The organism is Flagellimonas sp. (assembly GCF_965601775.1).
Classification (GTDB): domain Bacteria; phylum Bacteroidota; class Bacteroidia; order Flavobacteriales; family Flavobacteriaceae; genus Flagellimonas.
The window spans coordinates 1,664,535-1,681,222 of sequence record NZ_OZ271837.1 but is presented as its reverse complement, the minus strand read 5'-3'; the positions used below and the strand labels follow the sequence as shown (position 1 = coordinate 1,681,222).

Below are 16,688 nucleotides of genomic sequence, written 5' to 3'. Positions count from 1 at the left end.
TTAGTCAATTTCTTCAAAATCTATATATTCTCCAACTTTTTTTGAGGGGTTCGATTTTCTCGAAGGTCTCGTAAATACCGAGGTTTCTCCTTCTCTGCTTGTATTTTCTCCTTGGTAATCCTGCTGGTTAAATTGGCCTCCAAATCGTTCTTGTGTCTTTTTCATGGCATACCCAAACAATTTAGGCGCCAACCACCTCGCGAGCAATTTCACCGCATAGTATACTAATATGAGAAGTAAAATCGTTTGTATTAAAACCATATGACTGAACTATTGCATCAAAATTACCTTGTAAGTCTATCCAAAAGCAATAAAGTATCTTAAAATACTATTAAAAAGTTATATGGACACCACTCATTTACGCATTGCGCTCTCTTTTTTACTCTTTCTTCCCTGTTTGGCCATTGGTCAATATACCGAGGTTATCAATTCAAATAGACCCGGTAGGGCAGCGAGTGCCTATTCTGTTGGTACCGGTGTTGTACAGGCAGAAATCGGAATCCTGTATGAACAACAAGACGACGCCTCCTTAAATTCGGATTCCAATATTTTTGGTACTGACTTTGCCATACGCTATGGTGTTTTATTTGAACAACTGGAGATTATCTACGAAGGTTCCTTCATCAATCAAAACCTAACTTTCATTGAAACAGGATTAGAGGATACCCGAACTGATTTTTCCAGAAATCGCGCAGGTATTAAGTATTTGATATTTGACCCTTTCAAAGACCCAGAAAAAAATAAACCAAACCTCTATAGTTGGAGGGCCAACAATGTTTTTCAATGGAAAAATTTGATTCCGGCAGTATCCATTTATGCTGGTGCGACCTTCAATTTAGGTGAAAACCCGTTCTTCGTGGACGTGCCCACTGTCTCACCCCGTGTGGCCGTCGCAACACAAAGCCGCCTTTCTCCAAGGTTTGTACTTATTTCAAACGTTGCCTACGATCGTATTGGAACGGATTTTTCGCAATGGAGCTATGCCGTTTCATTGACCCATGCTTTCCGAAATCCCAAATGGAGCGTATTTTTCGAACATCAAGGGTTTGTGGCCGGCGTACAAAACGATATGCTCTTACGGACCGGGGTTGCCCATTTGTTTAACAAAAACTTTCAAGCCGATTTTCATCTTGGCTCCAATTTTAAAAACGACCCCTCACGTGTATTCGCCGTTCTAGGATTTTCTTACCGTCTGGATTTTCATAAGGATAAATTAGTCCCCATCGCGGACCAAAAACCGTCCAAAGAGAACAAAATCCGAAAGCAAAACTTCAAGAAGAACCGAAGAAAGAAAAAGAAAAAAGACGATTTCTAAGGATTTGTTGTCTTCATAGCTATCCTGACTATAATTATTCCTATTATTGGGATTAGAAAATTCAGTTTATGGTCACTATAAAAAAGGTAGAAAGCAAGGCGGATATGAAACGCTTTGTAAAATTTCCTTTTTCACTGTATAAAAACTCTTCGTATTGGGTACCCCCTATCATCAAGGATGAGATGGAGTCCTTTGACCGAGATAAAAACCCGGCATTTAAAAGTGCTGAGGCAACTTTTTTCCTTGCTTTTAAAGAAAACAAACTCGTAGGAAGGGTCGCGGCCATCATAAATTGGTTGGAAGTTAAGGAGCAAAAACTTCCAAAGATGCGATTTGGTTGGTTTGATTTTGTAGATGATTTAGAAGTCTCCAAAGCGCTGTTGGACAAGGTGGCCAGTATCGGCAAAGAAAATGGTCTAGAATATATGGAAGGACCCGTGGGTTTTTCCAATTTGGATAAAGTAGGCGTACTTATAGACGGTTTTGACCATATCGGGACCATGATTACATGGTATAACCATCCCTATTACCAAAAGCATTTTGAACATCACGGTTTGGTAAAGGAAAAGGAATACTTGGAAAATAAGTTTTTATTTGCCAATGCCGACCCCAAGATTTTCGCCAAGGCCAATTTGCTCATCAAGAAACGCTATGGGTTAAAGGAAATGAATTTCACAAAAAGTGCGGAAATCATGCCTTGGGTGGACAAAATGTTTGACTTGTTCAATGAAACCTATTCAAAACTGTCTTCTTTCGTAAAGATTACCGATGTTCAAAAGGAGTATTTCAAAAAAAAGTATATCAGTTTTATTAATCCTGAATACATAAAATTTGTTGTAGATTCTGATGATAATCTAGTGGCCTTTGCCATAGTAATGCCTTCCTTTTCCAAAGCTTTGCAAAAAGCCAATGGTAAGTTATTTCCTTTCGGGATATTCCATTTGCTAAAGGCTAAAAAACACAGTAAGGACGTTATCTTTTATTTAATCGGCATTCATCCTGAGTATCAGAATAAAGGGGTAACCGCCATTATCTTCAACGAATATTATAAGGTTTTCCAGGAGCGGGGCATTGTGAATTGTATCCGAACCCCTGAATTAGAGGATAATATTGCCATCCGACAAATGTGGAAGAGTTTTAACCCCTCAACCCACAAACGCAGAAGGACCTATCGCAAGGATTTGTAATTCCTATTTTTAAGGAGATGATTTACAAATAGTTGTGCATCCTGAATTAAAATCCCATTTCGAAGAGATTCTTGCTACCTCAGTTTTGCATAGCAAAGCGGTAAGTGGAGGGGACATTGCACATGCTTTTCTAATTGAAACAGCCACTAACCGTTTTTTTATAAAAACCTCTTCCAAACCTTGGGCTAAACAACTTTTTGTTTCTGAATCTAGAGGCCTGAAACAACTGGGGGCAACCCAAACGATTAAAGTACCTAAAGTTTATGCTGAGGGTATATTTAACCAAACCGGTTACTTGATACTCGGATTTATAGAAAGTAAAACCCCAGATTCCAATGATTTTGAAGCATTGGGCCGCAAATTGGCTGAATTACATCTTGTCGCTCAACCTACGGAATTTGGTGCCCCCTTTGACAATTATATCGGGCATTTACCTCAAAGTAATACCATAGAAAAAAGTTGGTCCAGCTTTTACGTGGCGCAGCGACTTAATCCACAAATCCAGATGGCTGCGGAAAAAGGTATGTTAAGAATAGAAGACCTCCCATCAAATGAACATCTAGAAGAAGTTTGCGATTGCCTCATGGGAGAGGTCAAACCTTCTCGTCTGCATGGGGATTTATGGGGCGGGAATTTTTTGATTGCCTCTGATGGAACCCCAGTACTAATCGACCCCAGTACGTATATTGGACATTCAGAGGTTGATTTGGCAATGAGCCGTTTATTTGGTGGTTTTGGTCCCTCTTTTTACGCAGCCTATGATGCACTCATCCCGGCACACCCCAAACAACAGGACTTAATGCAGATTTACCAATTGTATTACCTTTTGGTCCACCTGAATTTATTCGGAAGTTCTTATAGAAACTCCGTGGTAGCCATTATCAACAAATACTTCCGTTAGAAGAAAAGAGGGCTATTCGCCCATAGCTGCCGCTACAGCCGCAGAAAGTCTTTTGTACGTGCCATTTTGCAATCGCTCACGAATTGCAGAAAAGGCATCTAAGGTTTCTACGATATCCTGCATGGTATGTGTTGCTGTAGGAATCATACGCAGTAATATCAATCCCTTAGGGATAACTGGATATACCACAATCGAACAGAAAATACCATAATTCTCGCGCAAATCCTTTACCAAAGCCATAGCCTCTGGGATACTACCATTTAAATATACTGGAGTAACGCAACTAGAGGTAGTACCGATATCAAAACCGCGTTCTTTCAATCCGTTTTGCAGCGCATTCACATTCTCCCAAAGTTTAGCTTTGAGTTCCGGCATGGTACGTAGCATATCCAAGCGCTTCAATGCACCCTTAACGTAAATCATGGGCAATGACTTCGCAAACATTTGCGAACGCAGGTTATATTTTAAATAATCAATGATTTCCTTATCGGCAGCCAAAAAAGCTCCTATTCCCGCCATGGATTTGGCGAAAGTGGCAAAATAAACATCAATATCATCTTGGACTCCTTGCTCCTCACCTGCCCCGGCACCTGTTTTACCTAAGGTTCCGAAACCGTGGGCATCATCTACCAATAATCTAAACTTGAACTTTTCCTTGAGGGCAACAATTTGTTTTAGTATTCCTTGCTCTCCACGCATACCAAAAACCCCTTCAGAAATCACTAAAATACCTCCTCCAGTCTCTTGGGCCAATTTAGTGGCACGTTCCAAGTTTTTCTCTAAGCTTTCTACATCGTTATGCTTGAAAGTAAAGCGTTTTCCAACATGAAGACGCACACCATCAATAATACAGGCATGACAGTCGACATCATATACAATAATGTCATCTTTAGCAACCAAAGCGTCAATAGCGGACATAATTCCTTGATAGCCAAAGTTTAGTAAATAAGAGGCTTCTTTGTTGACAAAAGCGGCCAATTCCTGCTCCAATTGCTCATGATAGTCCGTATGACCACTCATCATACGAGCGCCCATGGGATAAGCAGAGCCATGCTCATACGCTGCATCGCCGTCCACTTTTTTCACTTCGGGAAGATTAGCCAACCCCAAATAGTCATTTACACTCCAGGTAATAACTTCTTTCCCATGAAACTTCATTCTATTGGAAATAGGGCCTTCCAATTTTGGAAAAACAAAATAACCTTCTGCTTGTGAAGCCCACTTTCCCAATGGACCTTTATTCTCGATAATTCTGTCAAATAAATCTCTCATCTACCGCATAGTTGTTTCAAGTGCAAAAATATATATTTTTAGTTTGCCCACATAATTGAAATTATCCCATAAAAAAACGACAATGTTTACCATTGCCGTTCAATGTCTTACGAATGTTGGAGCTATTTTACGTATTCAATCTTTTCCGGAGCATCTACATTCTTATGGTCGAAAAATCCTTGGTTTTCCATCCATTCGTCACTGTATACCTTGCTCATGTAACGCGACCCGTGATCAGGGAAAATTACGACTACCTTACTGTCTTCCGTGAATTCACCCTCCATATTTAATTGGTATAGTGCTTGAACAGCGGCTCCCGTAGTATAACCACCAAAAATCCCTTCAGTTTTAGCCACTTTTCTAGCCATGTGTGCACTTTCCGCATCGGAAACTTTTACATATCTATCAATAGCATTGAAATCAGTAGCAGCTGGAATTAAATTTTTTCCAAGACCTTCAATCCTATAGGGATAAATCTCATTTCGGTCAAACTCTCCGGTTTCATGATATTTCTGCAGGATAGACCCGTAAGCGTCCACACCCAAAACTCGTATTTCCGGATTTTGCTCTTTCAAAAACCTAGCAATACCTGAAATTGTTCCACCAGTTCCACTACATGCTACCAAATGGGTAATATTTCCATTAGTCTGCTCCCATATTTCCGGACCAGTAGTTGTATAATGTGCCTCAATATTCAATTCATTGAAATATTGATTGATATAAATCGAGTTATCAATCTCACTATGCAAACGTTTGGCCACTTCGTAATAGGAACGGGGGTCATCAGCGCTTACATGAGCTGGACAAACATATACCTTTGCTCCCATAGAGCGCAGCATATCAATTTTATCTGGTGATGATTTTGAGCTTACCGCCAAAATACAATCATATCCTTTCACGATGCTCACCATAGCCAAACTAAACCCTGTATTTCCAGAAGTGGTTTCGATAATGGTACATCCTGGTTTAAGGATGCCTTTACGCTCTGCTTCTTCAATAATGTAAGAGGCTATTCTGTCCTTTGCGGAATGTCCCGGGTTGAATGCTTCGAGCTTCGCATAGAAATTACCGGTAAGCGGTTCTGCGATTTGGTTAAGTTGAACTAAGGGGGTACTTCCAATTAAATCAAGGATAGTGCTATAGGCATTTATCTGTTTCTTCATATTGGCTTAGATAAGGGATGACTGTTGATTCCTCAAAAATCATCGGTGCAAAAATAGTATTTTTTATTTTACAAGACTTTTCCTTCCAAATCAAGTATAAATGCATATTCCTTCGCGGTTTCCTTTAAAGATTCAAAGCGACCCGAAGCACCTCCATGACCGGCATCCATATTGGTGTCCAAGAACAAGAGGTTATTATCCGTTTTCATTTCCCGTAGCTTAGCCACCCATTTGGCGGGCTCCCAATATTGTACTTGAGAATCGTGCAGTCCCGTTGAAACATACATATTGGGATAAGCTTTTGCCTCTACGTTATCATATGGAGAATAGGACTTCATATATTCATAGTACTCCTTTTCGTTAGGATTTCCCCATTCATCATATTCCCCAGTCGTTAAAGGGATGGTATCATCCAACATGGTGGTAACTACATCTACAAAGGGTACTGCGGCAATAACCCCATTGTATAGCTCTGGTGCCATATTGACCACTGCCCCCATCAATAAACCGCCAGCAGAACCTCCACTAGCATACAAACGTTCTGCGCTGGTATAGTTTTCAGAAATCAAAAATTTGGAACAATCAATAAAGTCGGTAAATGTATTTTTCTTTCTAAGTAGCTTGCCATCCTCATACCATGGCCTACCTAAATACTCGCCACCGCGGACGTGGGCAATAGCATACACAAAACCTCTGTCCAACAAACTCAATCTGATGGAAGAAAAATAAGGGTCAATAGTGTTTCCATACGAACCATAAGCGTATTGTAGTAGTGGACTTGTACCGTCCAAAGGGGTGTTTTTATGGTAAACCATGGAAATTGGAACTTTTACCCCATCCCGAGCAGTAGCCCAAACGCGTTTGGTTTCGTAATTCGCCTTATCAAATTTGCCTCCAAGTACCTCAAGTTCCTTTAAAATGGTTTTACCCTTTGTGGCCATATCAAAATCGATAATAGCGTATGGCGCACCCATTTCGTTGTAAAAATAACGAAGGGTTTGAGTATCAAAATCCAAATTCACAGATGTCCCGGCTACATAAGTTTCACTGTCAAATGGCAGATAATAGGAAGTTGTATTATCCCATTTAGTGATTTTTAACTCGTTTAAGCCGTTTTTGCGTTCAGATAGCACGTAGTAATCCTTAAAGATATCCACATCCTCCAAAAGCACGTCTTCCCTATGGGGAATAAATTCCTCCCAACTTTCCGAATCTGTTTTGTCCAATGAAGTTTGCATCAACTTAAAATTTGTTGCTCCATCTTTATTGGTTAAAACATAAAAACGGTCCTTGTAGTGGGATATGGAGTATTCTAACCCTCTTTTTCGAGGTGAAAATACCTTGAAGTTGCCATTGGGATTGTTGGCTTCAAGAATTTGATATTCTGAAGTCAGTGTACTTACCGAACCAATTATTATAAATTTCCGTGATTTGGATTTATACACAAAAGTGCTGTACGTATCATCAGTTTCATGGAAAACTAGCTCATCCTTGTCTGATGAAGTGCCCAATACATGCTTATAGATTTTATCTGAGCGAAGCGTTACTGGGTCTTTTTTGGTGTAAAACAAGGTTCTGTTATCATCTGCCCAAACAGAACTTCCAGTGGTATTTTCTATGCTATCGGGATAGATTTCCCCAGTTTTCAAGTTTTTTACTTGAATTGTATATTGTCTTCTCGATACGGTATCCACCGCGAATGCCGCCAATTCATTATTAGGGGCAATTGAGATACCTCTTAGATTAAAGAACTCGTGACCTTCTGCCAGGATATTGCAATCAAACAGCACTTCTTCTGGATTGTCCAAGCTTTCCTCACTTCGAGCATAGATGGGATACTCCTTGCCTGTTTCATACCTTGTGGAGTACCAATATCCATTCAACTTATACGGAACGGAGGAATCGTCTTCCTTTATTCTAGATTTCATTTCTAGAAATAGCGAATCCTGTAAGGCCTTGGTATGGGCCGTCATATTGTGATAATAGGAATTTTCAGCGTTTAGGTGGTCCAATACCTCCTGATTTTCCCTATCATTCATCCAATAGTAATCGTCAATCCGAATATCCCCATGTTTTTCCAGCGATTTGGGAACTTTTTTGGCCACAGGAGGCTTAATTTGCATAGAAGTATCGTTTTTGCAAGAGCAGACAAAAATAAGACAGAAAATTAAAAATAAGACAGGTGGTTGGTAATGATTCATAGGATTTTATTTGGACCAATTTACTACTTTTGACACAGAAAAAACTTAAACAAAAAGGATGTTTGGAGATCTAATGGGCATGATGGGAAAACTTAAGGAAACCCAGAAAAAAGTAGAGGCCACAAAAGAAAGATTGAACACGGTAATGGTGGATGAAAAATCTTCAGATGGACTCTTGCATGTTACCCTTACCGCCAATCGTGAAATTAAGACTATTACTATTGATGAATCACTTTTACAAGATAAGGAACAGTTGGAGGACTACCTTGTTCTTACCCTAAACAAGGCCATTGAGAAAGCCACTCAAGTAAACGAAGCTGAATTAGGAGCTGTTGCTAAAGAGGGCATGCCCAATATTCCTGGAATGGACTCTTTTTTCAAATAGACCATTAGTTCAATTCTTTTAAAGCTTTCAAGAGAAACGTATGCATTTCATCTGTATAATCTAGATGGGTCACCATTCTAAGTTTTCCCTGTCCCATCCCGATTATTGCGATTTGTTTCTCTTGCAACTTGGCCAAAAAATCCTTTTCTGAAATTCGGTCTTCATCCAATTCAAAAATGATAATATTGGTCTCAATGGGTTCAACCTTTTTTGTGAACGATAGCTCTTGCAGGACCTCACCTATTTCCTGAGCTTTTTGGTGGTCCTCTTTCAAGCGCTCCAAGTGATTATCCAAAGCATAAATCCCTGCTGCAGCCAAAAACCCAGATTGCCGCATTCCGCCACCTAATACTTTTCGGATTCGAAGCGCTTTGTCAATCAGGGCCTTATCCCCTGCTAAAACTGAGCCCACAGGGCATCCTAAGCCTTTACTCAAACAAACACTAATTGAATCGAAAAGAGCGCCATATTTTTTTGGGTCCTCACCTTTCTTCACCAATGCGTTCCACAGGCGAGCTCCATCCAAATGATATTTTAATCCATTAGTATCACAAACAGATTTGATTTTTTCCAATTCGGCAAAATTCCAACAAGCTCCCCCGCCCTTATTGGTCGTATTTTCTATACATACCAAACTAGTAAGTGGGCTATGATAGAAATCTGGAGGGTTAATCGCTTTTTCGACTTGCTCTGTAGTCATCATACCTCGGTGACCATCCACCAATTTGCAGGAGACACCACTATTAAAGCTTACTCCACCACCTTCGTAATTATACACATGCGCATACTTGTCACAAATAAGCTGGTCTCCCGGATGCGTGTGAAGTTTGATCGCTGTTTGGTTGGTCATGGTACCACTTGGAAAATATAGAGCCGATTCCATTCCGAAGAAATCAGCTACCTTTTCCTCCAAAGCGTTTACAGAAGGGTCATTTTTGAAAACATCGTCCCCAACTTGGGCCTCCATCATGGCTTTTAACATACCCGAAGTAGGTTTGGTAACCGTGTCGCTAATTAGGTTTATTTGCATACGATCATTGTATCCACAGCCTTCTAGAATTAACTACAAAGGCTAGAAAAAAGTAGGAATTATTAGTTTGAAAATTAAATAGTACAAAATGGCTCCAACCAAAATTCCTATCCCAAAAGCCCACCGATTTTTCTTCTTTTTTTCATTCATAGTTTCGTCTTCCAATTTTTTAGATTACCAATCCGTAGCCATACAATCCATGCCAATAGGAGAACCATCCGGAATTTTGGGAGCCGGAATTACTTTAAAAGCAGTAGGAGCTTTAAGAAAAGCATCTATCCGTCGTACCATTTCTTCCGATGCGGTATTTTTATTTCCAGACAATAAATCCTTTTTTATATCCTTTAGATGATTAAAGGCCAGACCGTTCACTTGGGGATGTACTTTAGTATGTGCCGCAAGGTTCATAACATGATATAGCACCCTGAAATTTATGGTTTGTTGAACCTCTGAAATATAAGTGTCTTTATGACTTTTTTCAATGGTTTTTTCAGTCGTGGCTTTAAGTACGTCTGACAATCCCAGCTGACTTCCATCCAAACTTTTTTGTTGAATCAAACGAGAAGCCCTTTCTGGGTGCAACAATAGTCCCAATGTCATATCTGATGCTGTTTCTGCTGCGGACAAGGCGTCAAAAGAAACACCTGTTCTTCCTTTAAAGGATTCCCGTGACCTTCCATAGCCAATGGCACGCGGTGGAAACAGTTCTAATTTATTCTTTGGAATCGCTACAACTGAGGCATCCAAAGTAGTCAAGATAGCCTCTAAAGCACTCCGTTGATTACTTGCGTTAATGGGATAAACCGTTCGTTGTCCATCACCTTTAACCGTGTAGTTGTAATCCAGTCCCCCTACTAACTTGGATACTGCCTCAGTCTGATATCTGTGGAAGAAATAGAGGGGTGCGAATACATCCTCCAAGGTTGAATTGGCCTCTCCCATACGAATATTATCCATAGAAAAATTGGAAATGGCCAGCTTCCGTATTTGTAATACTTTTTCCAATTCCTGAAAGGCAGTTGCCCCATTATCCCAAAGATGACCATAAGCATGGGCGCCTCCCATAGGTCTAGCATCCTGGTCAGAGATATATCGAAGTCCATCATCTTGGGCTTTTTTCAAAATGGCATTCAAGCCTTCTTTCTCAGTAACTCCTGATTGAAAATCGGCATAGGAATAAGCTACGGTAACCTTGTCCCACTCCCCGATTCCTGTATCATAAGCATTTGAGAAATCGATGGTGTTTCCTTTTAATTCGAATTGTGGGTGGGGATAATCCATTACCGAAGCTCTATTATTGGTGCTTGCAGCAAAGTTGTGCGCAAAACCAAGGGTATGCCCAATTTCATGGGCAGATAATTGTCTGATTCGCGCCAATGCCAGTTCCAACATGGGTTGGTAATTATCATCCCGTTCCACAAACGGTTTATTCATCAAAGCCTGGGCTATCAAAAAGTCTTGGCGAATACGTAAACTGCCCAAACTGACATGACCTTTGATGATTTCCCCGGTTCTTGGGTCTGTAACGCTACTTCCATAGCTCCAACCTCGCGTTGAACGGTGCACCCATTGAATCACATTGTAACGAACATCTAGAGGGTCCGCATCGTCCGGTAGCACTTTTAATTGAAAAGCATCCTTATATCCTATGGCCTCAAATGCTTGATTCCACCATTTACCGCCTTCCAACAGGGCAGACCGAACGGGTTCGGGAGTTCCATTATCCAAATAATAAACAATAGGTTCCACCGCCTCGCTCACTTCCGCATTCGGATTTTTCTTTTCTAAACGATGCCTTCTCACAAAACGCTTTACAATTGGCTCTTGAACGGGAGTTGCATAATCATAATACGTGAAAGGATACGAACCACAGCGAGGGTCAAAAACTCGTTTTTTGTATCCATCATCAGGTAATTCTATAAAAGAATGGTGTTGTGCTACGGTAACCAAGTTTGGATTTGGGGTTACAGAGCGAATCCAATCTCCCTGCGGTGTTCCCGTAAAGGTTAAGGTTACATCAAACTCGACGTTTTTTGGAAATGCCTTGGTCCTTTCAAAAGCGAAAGCACTTTTTGATTTATCCAAGCTATAAGACCCTTGTTTCCTGCTCTTCAAACGGCTGGACACTCCATGTGCGTCCCGCATTAAGAAATCAGTAATATCAATCAAATAGCGACCTTTGGATTCTTCTGCAATAGGAAAACCGAAAAGTACCGATTTGGCAAATGCTTGCTCCACTGATTTTTTCTCCAACGCATTTTTAGTAAGCGCTCGAAACTTCAGGTTGGGCTGTACCAGCAGTAACTTGTTCCCTGCCTTTTTGAAATACACCACCTGTTCATTCCCAAGTTGACCCCGGTCCAATCCAATATCATTGCTTCCCACCCCACTACTCAAGGAATAGACATACAAAAATTCTTGGTTGAGAGATTCAACTTCCAGATACATCTTATCCGATGAATCATCATAATAATAATTGAAAAATCCGTCGAATTCCTGGTAATCCTTCGTCTTTTCAAAGTTTTGGGAAAAAAGAAAACCGAAAGAGAATAGAAATAGTGGCAGGAGGTAGTTTTTCATAGTGTTCGATTATCCTCTAAAAATAACCAAAAACTAAAACTTTATTCAACAAAGTGCCTGGGCAAACCATAAAAGTATGATTCTCAATAATTCTTGATTTTATTTGGAAATTAATGGACATAAAGTTGTTTTTTTATGAATATCCCATTGGTTTTTCCTTAATTATCCATTAATTTTTCATTTCAAATGGAAACTAACCCAAAAAACTCACTTTTTTCCTCTTATCCTCAAAAACCTGAGCTCTTTGACGAGGTTTTTGCTGCAGATGGAAGCACCAAAGCTATTTATGAAAAACTCCTATGCTTATATGGCGAACATTCCATTCAGGATTATGTGAGTCTGAACAGCAAGGCGAAATCTTCATTTTTCAATCAAGGCATAACATTTCAGGTGTATGAGAAAGAAAAGACCCAAGAGAAGATTTTCCCCTTTGACCTATTCCCCAGAATTATTGACCCTGACGAATGGGACATCATCGAATCTGGCGCGATACAAAGGAGCAGGGCCCTGAATTTATTCCTTCAGGATATTTATCATGATAAGAAGATTATAAAGGACAAGATGGTTCCTCTGGAGTTACTTTCTTCTTCCGTGAATTATCTTCATCAAATGATGGATGTAAATCCTCCTGGAGGCATTTATAATCATATCTCCGGAACGGATATCATCAAACATTCAGATGGAAACTACTACGTTTTGGAGGATAATATTCGGTGTCCTTCTGGAGTGAGTTACGTAATCTGTAATCGAACTGCCTTGAAAAGAGCACTTTTTGGGGTTTTCAACCATTACAATGCCTACACCGTAACAGATTACGCTGAAAATCTACTTCAAATATTGGAAAGTGTGAAACCACATGGGGTGGACAATCCGAATTGTGTGGTGATAACACCTGGGATGTTCAACTCCGCCTATTACGAGCATTCATATTTAGCAAAAGCTATGGGTGTTGAGTTGGTTGAAGGAAGGGATTTGTTTGTGGAAAACAACTTCGTATACATGAAAACCATAAACGGTCCTGAAAAAGTAGATGTAATATACAGGCGTATCGATGATGCATTTTTAGACCCTTTGGAATTTAGACAGGATTCCACTCTGGGTGTACCCGGCCTGTTTTCAGCCTATCAAAAAGGAAATGTGTGTTTGGCCAATGCTCCAGGTACTGGTGTCGCGGACGATAAAGCGGTATATACTTACATGCCAGATATTATCAAATATTATCTGGATGAAGACCCTATTTTGAACAATGTACACACCTACCATTGCAGTAGACCCGATGAATTAAAGTATGTTCTGGAGAACGTGGATAAGCTGGTAGTTAAACCTGTGGATGAAGCCGGGGGATACGGAATTTCCATTGGAAACAAATTATCTAAAGCGGAAATAAAACAGGTACAGGAACAAATAAAGAAAGAACCCCGGAAATATGTGGCTCAACCCATATTATCACTTTCAGTACACCCTACCTATATAGATGAGAAAGAATCCTTTGAACAACGCCATATTGACCTCCGGACCTTTACACTGTTAGGCAAGGATTCAGAGTTTGTTCTAAGGGGAGGTCTTACCCGTGTTGCACTTCAGGAAGGAAATCTCATTGTCAATTCTTCACAAGGTGGAGGTTCAAAAGACACTTGGGTACTAAAAAAAGACGAATAATATGCTGGCCAGAGTAGCTAACAATCTGTTTTGGATGGGCCGATATATTGAAAGGTCCGAGCACATTGCTAGATATCTTAATGTCAACTATTTTTCTTCTCTTGATGCCCCAAATGAACTTTCGCAATCCAGACAATTTGTGCTTCGCTCCTTCTTATTTATGATAGGCGAACCCGAAAATGACCCGGAAACCATTTTGGATGAGGAAAAAGTACTGTTTAGCATTGGACTTGACCCGGATTCGTATTATTCCATAATCAATAATATAAAAGCAGCAAGGGAAAATGCCAATGGCGCTCGGGATTTAATATCAACCGAACTATATGAGGCCATCAATAAGTGCTATCATTTTGTACTGAACTATAGTCCAGAGCATTTTGTAAAAAAGGGGTTGTATGACTATACCATGAACGTCATGGAACGTACTGCCATACTTCGGGGTAAGATACGCGGAACCCTTTTGCATGACGAGGTATATTCCATTATAATGTTGGGTGTCAATATAGAAAGAGCCACCCAAATTATCCGAATTATAAATTCAAAATACCATGATGCCCTTTTGGCGCAAGGTAGCTATGGCGATAAAATGGGAAATAGTTTTGAGTGGTCAACCTTATTAAAATGTGCTGAGTCTTATGATATGATGCGTCGTTTTTACCGAAAAACTCCAAATATCATATGCACCTTGGAGTTTCTCGTCCTAAATGGCACTTGTCCCAGGTCCGTGATGAATAGCCTCAATCAAGTGAGCAAACATTTGCATGCATTGGACTTGGATAAAAACCCTAAAAAGAATTCCTCAGCATTTCTTGCAGGAAAACTTCGCTCCGAAATTGAATTCATGAATGTGGAGGATATTGAGCAAGATGTAAAATTGTTTATCCAACGTATTTTGGAGCAACTCTATAGCATCTCGAAAAGGATGGAAGAGGAATTTTTCAAGTATTGAAACTATTCATTTATTTTACGTCTTATTTTTTCAATGCCCACGGAATTCAACATAACGTATAGCACCCAAAATGAATATGACTCTTTGGTAAACGGAGCGTTCTGGCAATTTTTGATTATCCCCGAAGAAAATGATACCCAACAAGTAATTGACTGGAAATTGGAATCTAATCTTCCACTGAATCAAAATGAATCCGTTAACGGGTTGGGTTTCAAATCGATTCATGCACAAACCGAGTCAAAGTTTACGGAGGCTGATTTCAAGGCATCTTTTCGGGTACAGAAAAAATCAATTAACCCTTTCGATTTTATACCCAATCAAAATTGGCAAATCGATATGGCGGAGATGCTAACTTTATCTTTCAGAACAACCCATGATATATTCCTCCGTAAGACGAAATTCACCAATCTGCCCACTGATTTTACAACTATTTTCCCTTTTGATACAAAAAAAAATGTTTTTGACAACCTTATGGCTCTGAACCATTGGGTATTTATCCATCTCTTCTTTAAAGTAGGTGTAACGCATGTTGACACACCCTTGAAAGAAATTATTGAAAAACGACATGGAGTCTGCCAAGATTTTACCCATCTTTTTTTGGCCATTGCAAGAATAAACCACATTCCTGCTCGATATGTTTCCGGATATTTACATCAAGGACACGGCTATTTTGGGGATTCCCAAATGCACGCATGGGCGGAGGCTTATGTACCAAAAGCAGGTTGGGTCGGTTTTGATCCTACCAACGATATATTGGTTGGGGACGATCACATTAAAATCTGCCATGGATTGGATTATTCCGACTGCTCCCCGCTTAAAGGGGTTGTCTATTCCTCTGGAAGTAACAAAACTTCACATTCCATAGAAGTTAGGGCGTCCCAACAATAATTCTTTTGTTTGAAGAACGTATTTTAGCACAAATTTTCAGGAATGGTAACTACAGATCAACATAAGGATCTTATTGAACGCCTTGGCGCGTTAAGGAGGTATCTTTGACATTGATGCCAAGCTTATCGAAATAGAAAACGAGGAAGAGAAAACTTTAGCTCCCGGTTTCTGGGACAATCCACAACAAGCCCAAATTCAGATGCAATCCTTAAAATCCAAAAAGAAATGGATTGAGGATTTCAATGCCGCCAAAACATTGATTGGGGATTTGGAAGTACTCATTGAATTCCAACAAGCTGGTGAAGTGGAAGAAACGGAGTTACAACAGCATTTGGAAAAAACCATGGACGCTGTACAGAATCTGGAATTCAAAAACATGCTTTCAGATGAAGGAGACGAGCTCACAGCTGTGCTTCAAATCACGGCGGGTGCAGGAGGAACGGAAAGTTGTGATTGGGCTTCCATGTTGATGCGTATGTACATGATGTGGGGCGAAAAAAATGGGTACAAAATCAAAGAGTTGAATTACCAAGAAGGTGATGTGGCTGGTATTAAGACCGTCACCTTGGAAATTGAAGGGGAATTCGCCTTTGGCTGGTTAAAAGGTGAAAATGGGGTTCATCGATTGGTGCGGATATCGCCTTTTGATAGCAATGCCAAAAGACATACTTCCTTTGCATCGGTCTATGTGTATCCGTTGGTAGATGATAGCATTGAAATTGACATTAATCCATCCGATATTGAAATCACCACCGCGCGCTCAAGTGGTGCCGGTGGGCAGAATGTGAATAAAGTGGAAACCAAGGTTCAATTGGTCCATAAACCCACGGGCATTCAAATTTCTTGTTCTGATTCTAGGTCCCAGCACGATAACAGAGCTACGGCTTTACGAATGCTCAAGTCCCAGTTGTATGAAATTGAGCTAAGAAAACGACAGGAAGCACGTCAAGAAATCGAGGCATCCAAAATGAAGATTGAATGGGGGTCGCAAATCCGAAATTATGTGATGCATCCCTATAAGTTGGTAAAAGATGTGCGAACCACCGAGGAAACTGGAAATGTTGATGCTGTAATGGATGGCGATATAAATTCCTTTTTAAAGGCATACCTCATGATGATGGGGCAAAAAGAAGACTAGCGTCCGATGTCCGATGTCTG

At 40.2% G+C, this 16,688-nt stretch carries 14 protein-coding genes; 8 read left to right on the top strand and 6 right to left on the bottom strand.

The genetic code is table 11. From position 1 onward, the window contains the following. Positions 1–261 (bottom strand): DUF4834 family protein, encoded by a 261-nt coding sequence (locus tag ACSLUF_RS07745; RefSeq protein WP_435625537.1) that lies wholly within the window; start codon positions 259–261, stop codon positions 1–3. Positions 262–343: 82 nt separating this feature from the next. On the opposite strand from ACSLUF_RS07745, the gene ACSLUF_RS07740 reads away from it, so the two are divergent. From ACSLUF_RS07740 to ACSLUF_RS07730, 3 genes are all read left to right on the top strand, one after another. Next, on the top strand, positions 344–1,315 hold the full coding sequence (locus tag ACSLUF_RS07740) for a transporter (protein ID WP_435625536.1): 972 nt from the start codon (positions 344–346) through the stop codon (positions 1,313–1,315). A gap of 68 nt (positions 1,316–1,383) precedes the next feature. Further along, a complete protein-coding gene (locus tag ACSLUF_RS07735) occupies positions 1,384–2,502 on the top strand; it encodes a GTP cyclohydrolase (RefSeq protein ID WP_435625535.1) in 1,119 nt (372 codons plus the stop codon). 34 nt (positions 2,503–2,536) lie between these two features. After that, entirely contained in the window at positions 2,537–3,403 is an 867-nt protein-coding gene (locus ACSLUF_RS07730) for a fructosamine kinase family protein (RefSeq protein ID WP_435625534.1), read from the top strand. 12 nt (positions 3,404–3,415) lie between these two features. Here the strand turns inward: ACSLUF_RS07730 and ACSLUF_RS07725 are convergent, their stop codons facing one another. The 3 genes from ACSLUF_RS07725 to ACSLUF_RS07715 form a co-directional block, all read right to left on the bottom strand. Beyond that, positions 3,416–4,675 (bottom strand): aminotransferase class I/II-fold pyridoxal phosphate-dependent enzyme, encoded by a 1,260-nt coding sequence (locus ACSLUF_RS07725; protein ID WP_435625533.1) that lies wholly within the window; start codon positions 4,673–4,675, stop codon positions 3,416–3,418. 122 nt (positions 4,676–4,797) lie between these two features. Next, the gene (locus ACSLUF_RS07720) at positions 4,798–5,838 is read right to left on the bottom strand and encodes a PLP-dependent cysteine synthase family protein (protein ID WP_435625532.1); all 1,041 of its coding nucleotides are present in this window, start codon (positions 5,836–5,838) and stop codon (positions 4,798–4,800) included. A gap of 68 nt (positions 5,839–5,906) precedes the next feature. Next, positions 5,907–7,961 (bottom strand): S9 family peptidase, encoded by a 2,055-nt coding sequence (locus ACSLUF_RS07715; RefSeq protein ID WP_435625531.1) that lies wholly within the window; start codon positions 7,959–7,961, stop codon positions 5,907–5,909. 136 nt (positions 7,962–8,097) lie between these two features. On the opposite strand from ACSLUF_RS07715, the gene ACSLUF_RS07710 reads away from it, so the two are divergent. Beyond that, positions 8,098–8,424, top strand: a complete 327-nt coding sequence (locus ACSLUF_RS07710) for a YbaB/EbfC family nucleoid-associated protein (RefSeq protein ID WP_435625530.1) — start codon at positions 8,098–8,100, stop codon at positions 8,422–8,424. A 4-nt stretch (positions 8,425–8,428) separates the two neighbouring features. On the opposite strand, the gene ACSLUF_RS07705 is transcribed toward ACSLUF_RS07710, so the two are convergent. Together ACSLUF_RS07705 and ACSLUF_RS07700 are read right to left on the bottom strand one after the other, a co-directional pair. Next, positions 8,429–9,454, bottom strand: a complete 1,026-nt coding sequence (locus ACSLUF_RS07705; protein WP_435625529.1) for a threonine aldolase family protein — start codon at positions 9,452–9,454, stop codon at positions 8,429–8,431. Positions 9,455–9,628: 174 nt separating this feature from the next. Continuing rightward, positions 9,629–12,034 (bottom strand): zinc-dependent metalloprotease, encoded by a 2,406-nt coding sequence (locus tag ACSLUF_RS07700; protein WP_435625528.1) that lies wholly within the window; start codon positions 12,032–12,034, stop codon positions 9,629–9,631. A 186-nt stretch (positions 12,035–12,220) separates the two neighbouring features. On the opposite strand from ACSLUF_RS07700, the gene ACSLUF_RS07695 reads away from it, so the two are divergent. From ACSLUF_RS07695 to prfB, 4 genes are all read left to right on the top strand, one after another. Beyond that, positions 12,221–13,693 carry a circularly permuted type 2 ATP-grasp protein gene (locus tag ACSLUF_RS07695; protein ID WP_435625527.1) on the top strand — a complete coding sequence of 491 codons (1,473 nt, stop codon included), beginning with the start codon at positions 12,221–12,223 and terminating at the stop codon, positions 13,691–13,693. 1 nt (position 13,694) lies between these two features. Then, positions 13,695–14,642, top strand: a complete 948-nt coding sequence (locus tag ACSLUF_RS07690) for an alpha-E domain-containing protein (protein ID WP_435625526.1) — start codon at positions 13,695–13,697, stop codon at positions 14,640–14,642. Positions 14,643–14,675: 33 nt separating this feature from the next. Beyond that, positions 14,676–15,530, top strand: coding sequence for a transglutaminase-like domain-containing protein (locus ACSLUF_RS07685; RefSeq protein WP_435625525.1), 855 nt, complete (start codon positions 14,676–14,678; stop codon positions 15,528–15,530). Positions 15,531–15,572: 42 nt separating this feature from the next. Next, positions 15,573–16,668, top strand: a protein-coding gene (prfB, locus tag ACSLUF_RS07680; RefSeq protein WP_435625524.1) for a peptide chain release factor 2 whose coding sequence is annotated in 2 segments (ribosomal slippage) — positions 15,573–15,635 and positions 15,637–16,668 — 1,095 coding nt in all. Because the reading frame shifts where the segments join, the coding sequence is not laid out codon by codon here. Positions 16,669–16,688: the final 20 nt, after the last annotated feature.

Bases quoted from the DNA above. Each gene is read 5' to 3' on its own strand.
- ACSLUF_RS07690 (WP_435625526.1), top strand. From the start codon at position 13,695: ATGCTGGCCAGAGTAGCTAACAATCTGTTTTGGATGGGCCGATATATT.
- ACSLUF_RS07745 (WP_435625537.1), bottom strand. From the start codon at position 261: ATGGTTTTAATACAAACGATTTTACTTCTCATATTAGTATACTATGCG.
- ACSLUF_RS07725 (WP_435625533.1), bottom strand. From the start codon at position 4,675: ATGAGAGATTTATTTGACAGAATTATCGAGAATAAAGGTCCATTGGGA.
- ACSLUF_RS07685 (WP_435625525.1), top strand. From the start codon at position 14,676: ATGCCCACGGAATTCAACATAACGTATAGCACCCAAAATGAATATGAC.
- ACSLUF_RS07740 (WP_435625536.1), top strand. From the start codon at position 344: ATGGACACCACTCATTTACGCATTGCGCTCTCTTTTTTACTCTTTCTT.
- ACSLUF_RS07720 (WP_435625532.1), bottom strand. From the start codon at position 5,838: ATGAAGAAACAGATAAATGCCTATAGCACTATCCTTGATTTAATTGGA.
- ACSLUF_RS07735 (WP_435625535.1), top strand. From the start codon at position 1,384: ATGGTCACTATAAAAAAGGTAGAAAGCAAGGCGGATATGAAACGCTTT.
- ACSLUF_RS07695 (WP_435625527.1), top strand. From the start codon at position 12,221: ATGGAAACTAACCCAAAAAACTCACTTTTTTCCTCTTATCCTCAAAAA.
- ACSLUF_RS07700 (WP_435625528.1), bottom strand. From the start codon at position 12,034: ATGAAAAACTACCTCCTGCCACTATTTCTATTCTCTTTCGGTTTTCTT.
- ACSLUF_RS07705 (WP_435625529.1), bottom strand. From the start codon at position 9,454: ATGCAAATAAACCTAATTAGCGACACGGTTACCAAACCTACTTCGGGT.
- ACSLUF_RS07715 (WP_435625531.1), bottom strand. From the start codon at position 7,961: ATGCAAATTAAGCCTCCTGTGGCCAAAAAAGTTCCCAAATCGCTGGAA.
- ACSLUF_RS07710 (WP_435625530.1), top strand. From the start codon at position 8,098: ATGTTTGGAGATCTAATGGGCATGATGGGAAAACTTAAGGAAACCCAG.